Source organism: Shewanella sp. Shew256, from assembly GCF_002196695.1.
Lineage (GTDB): Bacteria > Pseudomonadota > Gammaproteobacteria > Enterobacterales > Shewanellaceae > Shewanella > Shewanella mangrovisoli.
In genome coordinates, this window is the sequence record NZ_NAJR01000021.1 from 17,498 (window position 1) to 30,990 (window position 13,493).

Below are 13,493 nucleotides of genomic sequence, written 5' to 3' on the forward strand. Positions count from 1 at the left end.
GGTGTTATAGCGAGTTAAGGATGAAGAAAGATTTAAAACACGTATTCGTGCATCAGTTTCGGTGAAAATCTATGGCGGCCCTTTACCTTCACGATTAGGACTGAAGCAAAAGAATTCAATCTAGGGAGAGGATACCGTGCCGTATTTTCGTGACAACGCAAGTCTGTTGAGCCTCGTTCAGCAGCGGCAAGAGCCCAACGCGGGTTTCAGAACAGGCCAGTTAGGTGCTCTGCATGCCGTCTTGGCGCATTTTTCCGTGCAGGACGATCCGGCGTTGATCTGCCTGCCCACTGGATATGGCAAGACTTCATTGATGATGGCGTTGCCTTATTTGCTACGGGCAGACCGTGTCCTAATCGTTGAGCCTTCCGATGCGCTGAGGAAGCAAGTATTCTCACACCTTTCTGAAATGTCGACGCTTCGGCGTATCGGCGCACTTCCTGCTGACAGCCCCTTGCCGACTGTTTACTTGCATGTTGGTCGAATAGGCTCAGTTGATGAATGGCGGTTGTTGGAGCGCTATGATGTCATCGTCTCGACGCCAGCAAGCTCATCTCCCACTCTCGAACCAGCTTTTCCTGCAGATATGTTCGACCTTGTGATCTTCGATGAAGCGCACCATGCGCCTGCTCACTCATGGATCGGGTACCTCCAACACCTAACGGCAGCCAAGTTCGTATTCTTAACCGCAACGCCTTTTAGACGGGATAACTTGATTATCCCTGGCAAGATTGTCTATCGCTACCCGGTTACGAGGGCCATTGATGAGGGAGCGTTCGATCCTGTGACTTTTCGAGTGGCGCCTGTTGGAGACGAGCTGAACGAGGAAGAGATCGATCGTGCGATCGCACGAGTCGCTGTTGAACAGTTCAATGAAGACAAAGCAACCGGGTTCGACCATCGGTTATTTGTTAGGGCTTCCAGCATCCTTGCGGCTAAAAGTCTTGTGCCACTGTACCAAGAACTGGGCCTAGCCGTAGAGGCGATCAACAGCCGGCTTACGAAAAGACGACAGGACCAGATCGAGGCTAAGCTCAGGTCGGGCGAGCTGGAAGGAATCATTTGCGTTGACATGTTCGGCGAAGGATACGATTTCCCGAAGCTCAAGATCGCGGCCCTTCACGCCCCTCATAAGTCTTTAGTACCTACCATCCAGTTCATCGGTCGCTTCGCGCGCATAGATGAGACGACAGGACGCCCCACCCTCATCGCGCCGCTCTCTAGGATTGAGGAGGCCACCTCGTCCTTGCTTAGAGAAGGGGTGAATCTTGGCCAGATGATTGATGACGTAGCACATGCTCAGATCCAGGCCAATCTCGACGATCAGGCCTTCATGGACAGGCTACCTGTTCGCCAGCAGGCTGAGTCAGACTATGATGCGGTGACGCCTTTGTCGCTCAAACTTTATGCCCACGTTCGAGGGTTTCATTGTGACGAGGCCCCAGAGTTCTTGCGACTTGACTCTAACATAGGCCGTAATCTCCGAATCGTGAAGAGATGGGCAACGGAAGCTGGTGATATTTCTTTGGTGCTTACTGCTGACGAAACTCCGCCGAAGTGGATGGACTCGGACGCGCTAATGGACATACGACATGACGCGTTTCTGTTGATGTATTTTCCAGACTCTCGGATGTGCTTCATCGGATCAACGCGTAGGACAGAGAAGCTTTATCTCTCCATTATGGATAAGGTTTGCACTGGTGACACCCGGCCACTGAGCTACGAGGAGACAAGTCGGGCGAGGGCGGGGCTCGATGATGTTCGGTTCTACAACTTAGGCCTAAAAAGTTATGCCCTCAACTCCCGTGGTGAGACTTATCGCACGCTGACAGGTCCTCAAGCTGAACGAGTGGTTGATGTCGGTGACAGCAGGGCATACTCCCAAGGACACTTCTTTGGCAGCGGCATGAGCGGCAACAACAGGGAAACCATAGGCGCTAGCAGCAGCTCACGTATTTGGAGCAACCAGACGCTGTCCATTCCGGACTTCGTCGAATGGGTTGAAACGCTAAACGGCCGCATATCCGGCAATGCGGCTATCACTCAGACCAACCTGGACCTTGTCAGGGTCGCGACTCGGCTCGAACGCTTGCCGGATCAAGTCATCGCCGCTAACTGGCCGCAGGAAGGATTCAAAACAAACCCCCGGCTGCGCTATCGGGGTGAGCCTCAATGCCAGCAGTGCTTTTCACGGCTGGTAGAGTGGGAACTGCAGGGATTCCATACTGACCCTGATGCTGGGTGTATGACATTTTCGGTAGCGCATCTCGATGGTATTGTCGATATGTGCTATCGCCTTGGAGCTAGGCGGATGATCACTGTCGAGCTTCCCCAGGTCATGCTGGACGTCGAGTCAGCACATGATCAGTGGATGCCCCTCGCTGACTGGCTTTCAGAGTACAGTCCAACGTTTTACGCAGCGGACAAATCCTCGTTTGAAGGCGTGAATAAAATGGCACCGCCATTAGTTCAGGCGCTATCGCTGGCTCCAGGTGATACGCGCTCGATCGATTGGACAGGGTGTGAAATTGAACTCGAGTTTCTGCCTAACGATAACAGCCAGCGAACCCGAGAGCGGCGCGCCGCTCTCAACGGTTTAGCTACTGTTCAGGAGCACTTAGAGCAGCACCTCCTGACATTGCCTGATGTTAAAGCAATTTTTTACGACCACAGGACTGGCGAGGCTGCTGATTACATCTGTATCACCCGTAACGACCGTGATGAAGTCAGCGTCGACTTCTATCACTGCAAGGGTGCGGGGGGGGCAGCTAATGAAGGCCGGGTAGGGGATGTGTACGAAGTCGCTGGCCAACTGGTCAAGTGCGCTTACTACTGCGAGGTCTCTACATTGATTGGCCACATGAGGGCCCGGATGAATCCCGTGAGGCATGCCTCGCCTTCGTATTTTGTCACCGGGACGCTAGCGGAGGTTGAGGCGCTTCTCACCGCTACCTTGCCGACGAAGCTGAGCTTCTGTGTTATTGGGGTTCAGCCCGGTATTCGTCGGACTATGGTGAATGAGCGCCTGAGTGATCTCATGGCGTTTTGTATTGGTTATGCGAGGGGGGGAGGTACAGCTAAAGCCTACTGGCTCGTCAGTGAGTAGTCGCCAGGGCTGGTGCGAATTGCGACGCAATCCTGCTGTAATAGATGTATGGCGACAGGCTGATTTCAAGCAATATACGTCTGCTCAATTGTACGATAGAGCTGACCAAAGTTATCTGTGAGGCCGCACCATACTATTTCGTGAAGGTGTACGCTATTACAAGATAGGCGTAGATTTGATTGGTGTAGCGAGCAAGAAACATCGCCAATTAGACTTATTCAATCCACCAACTGTAAAGCCAGCGTTAATGCTTACACTCGATCACATTAACTGACGCTATGGTAGTGATACCTTGTTTATCGTGGCTCAAGGCATAGAGCAAAATGGGCAATGTGGAGAGATTTGTTGACGCCTCAATATACGGCTTAGTGGCGAAGTGTGCCGTGCATAAAGTGCTAATGAGGTTATGCCCCAAAGTTAGAGAACAATCGACCAGTCATCTCTAGACACTTAGTTGATATACAATTGAGTGATCCGAGGAGAGCCAAACTAGAAGGGAAGTATTTTTCTTAACTATCTGATTTGTATTCATATCTTAATTATGCTACAGGAAGTTTTGAATTGAAGATACTAAGCTATATAATATTGTGTCTTTGGTTTTGGTGGGTTTTGCTATGTACTTGAATGACGCCGATATTAGGCCAAGTTTGATTGATTTCTTAAGTTCTAAATCAAAAAAGCCAAGATGTATTTTGCAAGAGCTACATGTGCATCGTGGCAATGCTATTGCGGATGTTGTCACTATTCATTCGGAAGCTCATTGTTACGAAATTAAAGGTGATAAAGATAAGATTGATCGCTTGACTAGGCAGGGGGATTACTACAACAAAGTATTTAGTAAAATTACCCTCGTCACGACAGAACGTAAACTAAAAGAAGCATTAGAAAAGATCCCTACATTCTGGGGGATTGTCGTTTCACATGAGGTTAGAGGTACAATTAAGTTTAAACATGTACGAAAAACTAGTACTAATCCTTTTTTTGACAAAGAACTCGCATTAGCAACTCTGTGGAAGAGTGAGCTAACAAACGTAAATGAAGAACTAAATCTGGACATACCTGAAAAAATAAACAAGCGAGATTTTGCTTTAGAGCTTTCGGAACGGATGAATAAGATTCAAACAAATCGATGGATTGCAGAATCACTTGTTTCTCGGTTGGCTTAAAGGGGCTAGGCGTGTTTTCATTTTATAGCAAAGGGGAAGAAATGCCCCTTTGCTATACGTTACGCAGGGTAATCATTAATCATATATGTCATATGAGCATTTATCAGATACTTTCCTATCGAATGAGGTAATGCGTCAGTTCCAACACTTCGAGATTTCTCTTCTAAATACTTATCACCAACAGAGTAATTTTTCTTGCGGAAGAAGGCGTAAGTGACAAGTTTTTTACACATGTCGTCATATTGCTTTGCCCCTCTAGGATGAGTTTCTATAGCGCCACCACGAAGAAAATGATATTTGTCATTGTAGGAATATATGATTTTAGGAGTCATCACTTTCCTCAAAGCACTTTTAGGTATGTTCACATCGGAATAATTTGGTGAAATAACAGTGTAGTCACCAAATCCCAATTCCAAAGAAATTTTTTGACCTACTAGATCAAACACTTTGCATTCGACTCTAGACAGGGTTTCTTCTGTGGAAACAGAAAGTATCTCTGCAATTGATGCGTGAATTGAAGAACCAGTTATTACAATCTTATCAAAGCTGTGATGCTGTGTTATCGACGTAATAAACATAATCAGCCTGTTAGATAGTTCAACAGGATCTGATTTTATACAGAGTCTACAATCTAGAATTAAATGAAGCTTATCGAAATTTCCTATCATATCAGATATCAAGTCTGAAATTTCATCTTCAATAAGAGTGTAACTCACGAAGTCATCTTGATTTAAGCGGATCGCTACAGTGTCACTGATAACTAATGAGCTGAGCACTGAGTTATTTCGAGTAACCGTACGATCAAGCCCGACAACCGGGATGAAATCGATCTTCTGGAAGGTATCGATTAGAAAATCATAAACGATAGACCCTTGTATCCGGATTGAATCGTCAATGTCGTAGTCATCTATATAAAAGCCATTAGCGTTTTTAAAATTAAGCTCGTACTTTCGTGCACCTTTTGTTATGGTATTTTCGAGGTCATCTGCAGTGATATCATTCTTTGTAGCTAAATCAAAGAATGGTGTTATAGAGCGGAGTTCTGAGTCTTTAAGTGCTTTCAATGCACCAATTTCAGCGACTTTAAACTTCAAGAACGGTGTATAATTATTCACTGAATAATATCTCCCTCGTATCGATACCATTAGTTAACGAGCTTAGTTTTCTATAGTCATTGATTTCATGCTGAATGCGTCCAGCAACAATCGCTGGATGTACGTTGTTTTTTTCAGCAAATCTGATAACAGATTCTGCCTTGAGATCTCGTCGAGCTGCACATGTTCTCCAAATGTTTCGTGGAATGAGAGAATCAAGAGCAAGTTTGTCTGCTTCTAACTCTGTTAATTCCTCACTTTTTGAATCTAAATCATCAATGATGTAACTATCTAGTTGATCGTAATGTAAAGCTATATGAGAGAGTTCATGCATTAGAGTGAACCAAAAGTTATCTAAGCGATTATGACGTAAGCTTATTGCGATAACCGGATTACCGCTATCTAACTTAAATACTGCACCATCTAACTTTAAACCTGCAACCGACGGTTCAACAATCAAAATAATTCCTTTTTCAGATAAATCTTTTTCTAAATTTCTAATATAGCTTGGATCAGCATTACCTCTGGCAATGCTTTTTAGATCAGCCTTAGATAACCCAGTGAAGTTAGGAAGTTTATTAAAATCACAATATAGATAAGCCAGATTTTTAACCTTACTTAACCAAAAGTTTACTAATGCATCTTTTGAAGAGTCTGATTTCCTAAAAAGTAAGTTATTACTTTTTTGAAAGTGAACTTCTTTAAACAGATTTAACTGTACTAAGTTTTTATCCTGCTTAAGCTTCTTTGGTAACTGCTCTAGTTGTGCTTGGCTTTCTAGGTATGATTCAAATATAGCCTTACTATCAGTTTTTGAATCAGCTTTTCCATTTATGATTAAGGAGTCAAAATTGCAGTCACTCATGCTGTCGCTCCTAGAAAATTAGCTTTTTTCAATTCAGGCATCTCAAAGTAACCTAAACCCGATTTATCGTACATTTCAAAACGCTTCATACCAATTTTTTGATAGTAACCTTCTGCCTTTGGTAAAGAATGTAACGAAAAGCCTTTTGTTATACCTAGCTCAGATTCTGCGTACGAAATTACGGTCTTCAAAAGTAGTGAACCAATACCTTTAAAGATTTGATTGCTTATGTGGTTCGGGCGATTCCAAGGGGCAACAGCTAGAAACTCAATGTAGAAAATTGTATCTGCTGTATCGACCGATATTTTAGGATGGTATACGAGACAAGCACCTTGAGGCTTACCATCTGCTATGAAAAAGAACCAGTTGTATTGTTCGCTATGATAATACTTATGCTTTGTAAGCCAATTCCAGTGAGCATCCTCAAGTTGAGAGCTATCAAGAAGTTTCTGTTGCAAGGAAGAGTCAGATTGTCGTATGAACTCGAGAAGCTCCATATTGAAGTTGCCCCACTCTTGATCACATTGCATAGCTAGTCCGATGTCCCAACCTTGAACGATCTCGTAAGTATGTGTACATCCATCATCAGAAGTAATGTTGCCTGAGCTGATATTGTTGAGTGGTTTGTAGCCAGTTTGGCCTGCTTCCAATAACTTTCTAAGATCTTCAACAGTCTTCATTTAAAACGCTCTGAATTACCAAGAGAATTACATACTAGCGTAATAAATTGCATCTACCTAGTCATACAAAGAGTAAGGAGTTTAAAGGTTAATTTAGCTCTCACTTTTCAACCCCCTTACTTAGTTAAATATTATTAGTTCAACTACACCTATAGTAGTCGTAGGGCAAAACAGGTCGAGTGTCATTTAAGACAAACACAACTGGGCCAAGTATAGCTAAAATTCGGTATGTATATTGTTTAAAAGTACAGGTATGTCTTTTATCTGAAATCCGAAACCAATGAGTTAGAGTAAAAGATCTATCAAGGTGTTGCCCCAAATCAAATGAACTAGGCCAGCTCGCATTCGCCCCAAAGTGATCTTAACTTAGAAGTATGCTGTAGGCACTATGGTAACAACAAAGAATCATTACTCACCATTTGCTATTTTTATGTAACTGTTTTATTTATACTGCTAAGGATTTCTTAGTTTTTGGTGAGTGATGGCATTTTTATTTTCCCCTAGAGCAAGAGCATTCATTGATGAGTCGCTTGAAAGTTATTTGCTTCGAATCGTTTCAGAGAACTTTTTTGATTCTTACCAGCAGCTCAGCTTGGCGATCAGAGAAGAGCTACATGAGCTCGATTTTGAGGCACATGGGGCTTTCCCTATCGAGCTAAAACGCCTCAATATTTATCATGCTAAGCACAATAGCCACTTTAGAATGAGGGCATTGGGTTTACTTGAATCCCTTCTTGGTTTACCCCCCCATGAACTCGAGAAAATAGCCCTATTTAGATCGAACAGAGTTTTTATTGGGTCTAGCGTTGCAGTGCATCGTAATGGTATCGATATGCCTTTAAGTTTTATCCGTTATGCAAATGAGGATGATGTTGAGAGTGTGCCCGTTTGCCCTGAGTGCTTAAAGGATGAGCCTTATATTCGGCAAGTTTGGCATTTAAAACCATATGCTGCCTGTACCAAGCATGAGTGTGCGTTGATCCATCATTGCCCCGAATGCAAAGCGCCGCTCAACTATATTGAGAATGAATCAATTGGCTATTGTTCCTGTGGATTTGAGCTTTCAAAAGCAGAAATTGTTCGCGCTAAACAGACAGATCTCATGTTAGCGAGGAGCCTTATTGGTGGTGATGTTACCTCTACAAATCAGCTTCTTCATGAAGTATCTGCGACTCATCGGCTTGCGGCTCTACTTTGGTATCAAAAGCGTTATTGCAAAAGTAAAGAAGCTTCTTTTAGCGATGCGGTGGAGTATTTTGATAACTGGCCAGAAAACCTTTATCAAGAACTGCATAAACTGACGCAAGGCGCTGAATTAAGGCTGATAAAGCTATTTAACCACACTGCATTTCGATTTATTTATGGTGAGTTAATTCTGCATTCTCGCTGTCTGTATCCAGAGGATAAAGACCCACATTTTATCTATGTTGCATTAATGCGTTATTTGCAAAGATTGGTTGAGCTACATCCAAAATCGAAAAAGCCTAATGTGGCCGATACGCTAGTGTCAGTTGCAGAAACATCGGTTTTACTGTCAACAACCCAAGAGCAAGTTTATCGGCTTCATCAAGATGGGATATTAACGTCGGCGTTTAGGCAAAAAATGAAGCAGAGGATTGACCCACATATTGGTATTTTTTATTTAAGGCAAGTGATCGAGTATAAAAGCAGCTTCGGCAGTGATAGACAGGGGATGTACTTATCGGCATGGTAAAGAATTTACATTTGCGAGAACTGCTAGATATTGAAGATGTTCAAGCACGTTCGGCAGCGTTGAGGCGTGCATTTGCTGCTTATACAGAACCGTTAGATGTGACTGGCGAGGAAAGCTCTGCCCTAATTATTTTGCTTAATCTTACCTATCCGAAAAAGTTGGTGGATGACTTACTCGATAAAAGGTTAGCTATAACAACTGTTAACAACCAAACCCATATTGATGTTTGCATTGACGAAGTACAATGGCTGCATACCCATAATCTCAAGTACCCAGATATTCGGGTCAGTAAACAAAGGCTCGTTGCCTCCAGTCCTCAAGTACATCCCAATATGTTGAGTAGCGCTAATTGCCAGCGTACTTTAGGGTGGTCTCATGACAGTGCTAAAGTCAATTTTGCCAAGCTGTTTGGCTGCCAGTTTATTTGGCAAGGTAAAGTAACTTGCCTTGCAACATTAATGTGTGAAGCACCAAAACACTGGAAAGAGGCTTTTCAAGAACTTGGCATGCCTGTTAAACAGTTTATGAATATTTGCGGCAGGGTGAAGCATTTTTTACCCGCGCAGTTAAGCCCAGATAAAGTCGATAAATACTCCGTACAGGTTCGAATGCCATTCCGTGATGGATATATAGCGATTACCCCCGTTGTAAGCCATGCACTTCAGTCTGAACTCCAGCAAGCAGCAATCAAAAAACAGGGCCGATATACCAGTCTTGAGTTTATTCGTCCTGCGGCAGTCAGTGAGCTAGTCGCATCTCTTGGCGGTAATGCTAAAGCCCTGAATTATCCGCCTCGTATTAATAAAAAAACTCACGGATTAGGCAACAATTTACTGGCTAGGGTTTTATCTGGTCAGGATGTATTGAATCAAAATGTATTGTCACAGCCTCGATTTGTGAGGGTATTGGATGAGCTGTTATCGAGTGAATCAGCATTGGCGTTAAAGCAACGCAGGCAACAAAAAGTCGCCAATCTTAGACAGATAAGAGCGATGTTATCTGAGTGGCTTGCGCCAATGTTGGAATGGCGATTAGAGGTTAAAGAGGGGCCGATTCTTCGTAGCGAGCTTGAGCCTATTAATGGCTTATTAGAGTATCAGTTTTTAACCTTTGAGAATGAGCTATTACCTGAATTGCTGGCGCCTCTGTTTGGCAGATTAAATTCGGTGATGTCGCATTCTACAATGATAAGTCAGTATGCATTTCACCAGAGACTGATGCCCCTTCTTCGAAATAGCTTGAAATGGTTGTTAACTCATTTGGCTTATAAAGAACCTTTGCTACAAAAAGATGCTGAGGATGAGCATTTCCAGCGATATTTACATTTGAAAGGTATTCGGGTGTTTGATGCCCAAGCTTTATCTAATCCCTATTGTGTTGGCATTCCTTCTCTCACAGCTGTTTGGGGAATGATGCATAACTACCAGCGGCGATTAAATGAAGGATTGGGTACTCAGCTTAGATTAACCTCATTTTCGTGGTTTATTCGTCAGTACTCATCTGTCTCGGGCAAAAAACTGCCTGAGTACGGCATGCAAGGAGCGAAAGAGAATCAATTTAGGCGAGCTGGAATAATTGATAATCGACATTGTGATTTAGTGTTTGATCTTGTCATTCACATTGATGGTTATGAAGACGATTTAGCGATCTTAGATAATCAAACTGAAATGTTGAAAGCAAGTTTTCCGGCGAACCTTGCCGGTGGAGTAATGCATCCTCCTGAGTTAGATGCTGTTGGTGCGTGGTGCCAGCTTTATCAATCCGAAGCTGAACTTTTCTCAACATTGAAAAGACTGCCTATGTCAGGAAAATGGATTATGCCGACTAGATATTCAATGGGTAATATTAGTGATCTTCTGTTTTTGTTGGATAAAAATTCATCGCTGTGTCCCACTATGGTTGGCTATTTACCATTAACTGAACCCGTTAGCCGAGTCGGTAGCCTAGAGCCTTTACATTGCTATGCTGAACCAGCGCTTGGCGTAGTTGAGTGTGCATCAGCAATTGAGATAAGGTTACAGGGGCAAATAAACTATTTTAAGAGAGCGTTTTGGATGTTAGAGGCAAAAGAGCATTCAATGCTGATGAAACGGATTTAAGGAAGGTTTATGGAGCTATGCAATGTTTTAAAGTATGACCGATCCCTCTACCCAAGTAAGGCGGTATTTTTCTATAAAACAGCCGATTCTGATTTTGTTCCTCTTGAAGCTGAAATCACTCGTATACGTGGTCAAAAAGCTGGATTCACAGAAGCATTTACTCCTCAATTTAAATCGAAAAACTTAGCACCCCAGGACCTTACACACTGTAATCCTCTAACGATTGAAGAATGTTATGTTCCGCCAAATGTAGATCACATTTATTGCCGCTTCTCGCTAAGAGTACAAGCTAACTCGCTCAAACCTTCTGGCTGCAGCGATCCTGAAGTTTCTACTTTGCTTGAAAAGTTGTCCGCTGCATTTAAGGAGTGCGACGGTTACCAAGAGCTGGCGACCCGTTTTTGTAAAAATCTGCTGTTAGGAACTTGGCTCTGGCGTAATCAAAACTCTGGTAACACTCAAATAGATATTAAAACCAGTGCGGGAAAGTATTATCAAATCAGTAATACGAGGCAGTTAGCTTGGAATATTTGGTCTGATGAAGCCCTGACTGTTCTTGATGAATTAAGTAAAGAGATGCACTTAGCTTTGACTGATCCGAATGTATTTTGGAACGCCGATATTACAGCAAAAATTGAGACTGTCTTTTGCCAAGAGATCTACCCAAGCCAAACCTTTAGTGAAAAGTCCGCAGAAGGTGAAACTTCAAAACAGTTTACTAAGGTTAAATGTGCTGATGGTCGTTATGCGGTGAGCTTTAATTCGGTCAAGATAGGTGCGGCGATTCAATCAATTGATAATTGGTGGGATCAGGACGATGTTAAACGATTACGAGTACATGAGTACGGTGCAGACAAAGAGCTGGGTATTGCACGGCGTTCACCTGAATCTGCACTGAGTTTTTATACCTTATTTGTAAATACAGAGCTGTATTTAGCTGAACTCAAGCAACAGGCCGCAGAGTCAGGGCATTCAATTCATCCTAATATTTTCTATCTTTTTGCTGTCCTGATAAAGGGTGGCATGTTCCAGAAGAAAGCCGAAACGAAGAAGGCATAATATGCAGCGCTACTATTTTATGGTGCGTTTCTTACCACAAGAAGCAAACTTGGCCTTGCTAATGGGGCGTTGTATCTCAGTAATGCATGGATACATCTGTAAACATGAAATTAAAGGTCTTGGGGTGACATTTCCTGCTTGGTCAAACGCTTCTATCGGTAATGTCATTGCTTTTGTTCATTCTGATGAAATTGTATTGAGTGAGCTGAAGCAGCAATCCTATTTTCAAGATATGAAAGAATGTGGCTTTTTTAGTCTTGGTAACGTTGACGTTGTACCTGATGATTGTGCTGAAGTGATGTTCAAACGTAATCAGGCAATTGCAAAGATTTTTGTTGGCGAGGCCCGCAGACGCTTAAAACGTTTGGAAAAACGAGCGTTAGCTCGAGGTGAGACGTTTAATCCTATAAAAAATACTCAGCCAAGAGAGTTTAACATTTTCCATCGTATAGCAATGAGCAGCGGTAGTAATAAGCAAGATTACCTTCTTCATATTCAGAAAATGGTAGCAAAGAAGCAAACTGAACCATTATTTAGTAGCTATGGATTTGCCAGCAATCAACAACAAAATGGAACAGTACCGGAGCTATCTCGTCTTGTAGATAAAATCTGACCTTTTGGTTTTGTTGTTGCAGTAACATTTTAATTTTAAAGCCAATTATCTGTTAGAGAAATTATATGGTTATTTTCTGAGTTTTGGCTCTAGTAATTGATTTTATATAGGTTTATTTTATAAGTGTATAGTGACCCGCCGAATAGGCAGTTGAAAATTATTACAAATAAAGTTATACAAAACCCTCGATGTGACCTGCCGAATAGGCAGCTGAAAATTAATGCTGTATGCATGGGCGATGTCAGCAAGTGTGACCTGCCGAATAGGCAGCTGAAAATTTAGTGAACAGTGTAAAATCCTTTATACCAAGGTGACCTGCCGAATAGGCAGCTGATAATAAAAACAATCGTTTCGACGTTTATGTTAATACAGCAAACTGCCGGATAGGCAGTAAAAGCCTCTTCTTACCCAATGTGGGAAGAGGCTTTTTATTGGCAATGCCCCAATTTTCGCTGGATAATTGTTTGAGTGGAAATGCGCCTTTTTAAGCTATTGATAGCCATTAAAAATCTAAAGTTTGATCAATTTTGAGGAAAATCACTACCAACACGACGGTAGACGTGAAAATAAATATTGATCAATTTCTAGCAAGCTTTGGGACAAAAGTGAGTTAGACTGTTAACTCAGATTAATTGGTTTCAGATTACAAAATGTATTGCTAAGAACGATATTTGATTTAATAAAAGTAAACCGCTTGCAGGGTTATTGCACTGTCTGTTGCCCATAACATAGACAGTGCAATCTTGGCGACTAGAACTTGTTCGTGTCTTTGACTTCTAAAAGCTCGCCGTTACTGGCTATTTTGAGAAAAACTTGTTTTTGAGTCGTTGGGTTAACGGCACTGACCACGTAGTAATTGCCTTCAAAGCTGACGATTGATAATTGTGCCTCAGGCAAGTCTTTCCATGTTCCCTCTAATTTACCCACCTCAAAACCAAAGTCTTTAAATGTCATTTGATTAAGCGATTTAGCTGCCACCTTTAAGGCACCTTGACCGCTGATCACTCCGTGATCCGCATGGGCCAATACATTGCCACTCATTAACGCTGTGCATAGGGTGAATACTGATAATAATTGTTTCATCGTTTTCTCCAATT

General features: G+C 42.6%; 10 protein-coding genes and 1 pseudogene. 7 read left to right on the forward strand and 4 right to left on the reverse strand.

The annotated features are described in order from the left end of the window. Window positions 1-136: 136 nt before the first annotated feature. From B5P39_RS22525 to B5P39_RS22535, 3 genes and pseudogenes are all read left to right on the forward strand, one after another. Window positions 137-3,106, forward strand: a complete 2,970-nt coding sequence (locus B5P39_RS22525) for a DEAD/DEAH box helicase (RefSeq protein ID WP_088213003.1) — start codon at window positions 137-139, stop codon at window positions 3,104-3,106. An 86-nt stretch (window positions 3,107-3,192) separates the two neighbouring features. Next, window positions 3,193-3,475 (forward strand): annotated as a pseudogene (locus B5P39_RS25075) (DUF4113 domain-containing protein); the annotation flags it as partial. Window positions 3,476-3,720: 245 nt separating this feature from the next. Further along, a complete protein-coding gene (locus tag B5P39_RS22535; protein ID WP_140418348.1) occupies window positions 3,721-4,272 on the forward strand; it encodes a sce7726 family protein in 552 nt (183 codons plus the stop codon). Between the two features lie 59 nt (window positions 4,273-4,331). Here B5P39_RS22535 and B5P39_RS22540 read toward each other — a convergent pair whose 3' ends face one another. From B5P39_RS22540 to B5P39_RS22550, 3 genes are read right to left on the reverse strand one after another with little or no spacing between them, the layout of a single operon-like run. Then, the gene (locus B5P39_RS22540; RefSeq protein WP_088213004.1) at window positions 4,332-5,387 is read right to left on the reverse strand and encodes a beta family protein; all 1,056 of its coding nucleotides are present in this window, start codon (window positions 5,385-5,387) and stop codon (window positions 4,332-4,334) included. Further along, complete coding sequence (locus B5P39_RS22545) at window positions 5,380-6,231, reverse strand: ImmA/IrrE family metallo-endopeptidase (RefSeq protein WP_088213005.1); 852 nt, start codon at window positions 6,229-6,231, stop codon at window positions 5,380-5,382. The genes B5P39_RS22540 and B5P39_RS22545 overlap by 8 nt, the downstream gene beginning before the upstream one ends. After that, a complete protein-coding gene (locus B5P39_RS22550; protein WP_088213006.1) occupies window positions 6,228-6,911 on the reverse strand; it encodes a GNAT family N-acetyltransferase in 684 nt (227 codons plus the stop codon). The genes B5P39_RS22545 and B5P39_RS22550 overlap by 4 nt, the downstream gene beginning before the upstream one ends. 481 nt (window positions 6,912-7,392) lie before the next feature. Here B5P39_RS22550 and B5P39_RS22555 point away from each other — a divergent pair, with 481 nt between their 5' ends. Genes B5P39_RS22555 through cas6f form a run of 4 tightly spaced genes read left to right on the forward strand, consistent with a single transcriptional unit; the run spans window position 7,393 to window position 12,396 of the window. Further along, a complete protein-coding gene (locus B5P39_RS22555) occupies window positions 7,393-8,625 on the forward strand; it encodes a TniQ family protein (protein WP_088213007.1) in 1,233 nt (410 codons plus the stop codon). Next, entirely contained in the window at window positions 8,619-10,724 is a 2,106-nt protein-coding gene (locus tag B5P39_RS22560) for a type I-F CRISPR-associated protein Csy2 (protein ID WP_088213008.1), read from the forward strand. Before B5P39_RS22555 ends, B5P39_RS22560 begins: the two co-directional genes overlap by 7 nt. A 9-nt stretch (window positions 10,725-10,733) precedes the next feature. Further along, the gene (gene csy3 / locus B5P39_RS22565) at window positions 10,734-11,783 is read left to right on the forward strand and encodes a type I-F CRISPR-associated protein Csy3 (RefSeq protein ID WP_088213009.1); all 1,050 of its coding nucleotides are present in this window, start codon (window positions 10,734-10,736) and stop codon (window positions 11,781-11,783) included. A gap of 1 nt (window position 11,784) precedes the next feature. Beyond that, window positions 11,785-12,396 (forward strand): type I-F CRISPR-associated endoribonuclease Cas6/Csy4, encoded by a 612-nt coding sequence (gene cas6f, locus B5P39_RS22570; RefSeq protein ID WP_088213010.1) that lies wholly within the window; start codon window positions 11,785-11,787, stop codon window positions 12,394-12,396. Window positions 12,397-13,146: 750 nt separating this feature from the next. Here the strand turns inward: cas6f and B5P39_RS22575 are convergent. After that, window positions 13,147-13,479, reverse strand: coding sequence for a DUF6488 family protein (locus B5P39_RS22575; RefSeq protein WP_039978051.1), 333 nt, complete (start codon window positions 13,477-13,479; stop codon window positions 13,147-13,149). Between the last annotated feature and the right edge of the window lie 14 nt (window positions 13,480-13,493).

What these genes read in the sequence shown, in the direction of transcription:
- B5P39_RS22575 (WP_039978051.1), bottom strand. Translation starts at nt 13,479, where the DNA reads ATGAAACAATTATTATCAGTATTCACCCTATGCACAGCGTTAATGAGT.
- B5P39_RS22535 (WP_140418348.1), top strand. Translation starts at nt 3,721, where the DNA reads ATGTACTTGAATGACGCCGATATTAGGCCAAGTTTGATTGATTTCTTA.
- B5P39_RS22550 (WP_088213006.1), bottom strand. Translation starts at nt 6,911, where the DNA reads ATGAAGACTGTTGAAGATCTTAGAAAGTTATTGGAAGCAGGCCAAACT.
- B5P39_RS22560 (WP_088213008.1), top strand. Translation starts at nt 8,619, where the DNA reads ATGGTAAAGAATTTACATTTGCGAGAACTGCTAGATATTGAAGATGTT.
- cas6f (WP_088213010.1), top strand. Translation starts at nt 11,785, where the DNA reads ATGCAGCGCTACTATTTTATGGTGCGTTTCTTACCACAAGAAGCAAAC.
- B5P39_RS22545 (WP_088213005.1), bottom strand. Translation starts at nt 6,231, where the DNA reads ATGAGTGACTGCAATTTTGACTCCTTAATCATAAATGGAAAAGCTGAT.
- csy3 (WP_088213009.1), top strand. Translation starts at nt 10,734, where the DNA reads ATGGAGCTATGCAATGTTTTAAAGTATGACCGATCCCTCTACCCAAGT.
- B5P39_RS22555 (WP_088213007.1), top strand. Translation starts at nt 7,393, where the DNA reads ATGGCATTTTTATTTTCCCCTAGAGCAAGAGCATTCATTGATGAGTCG.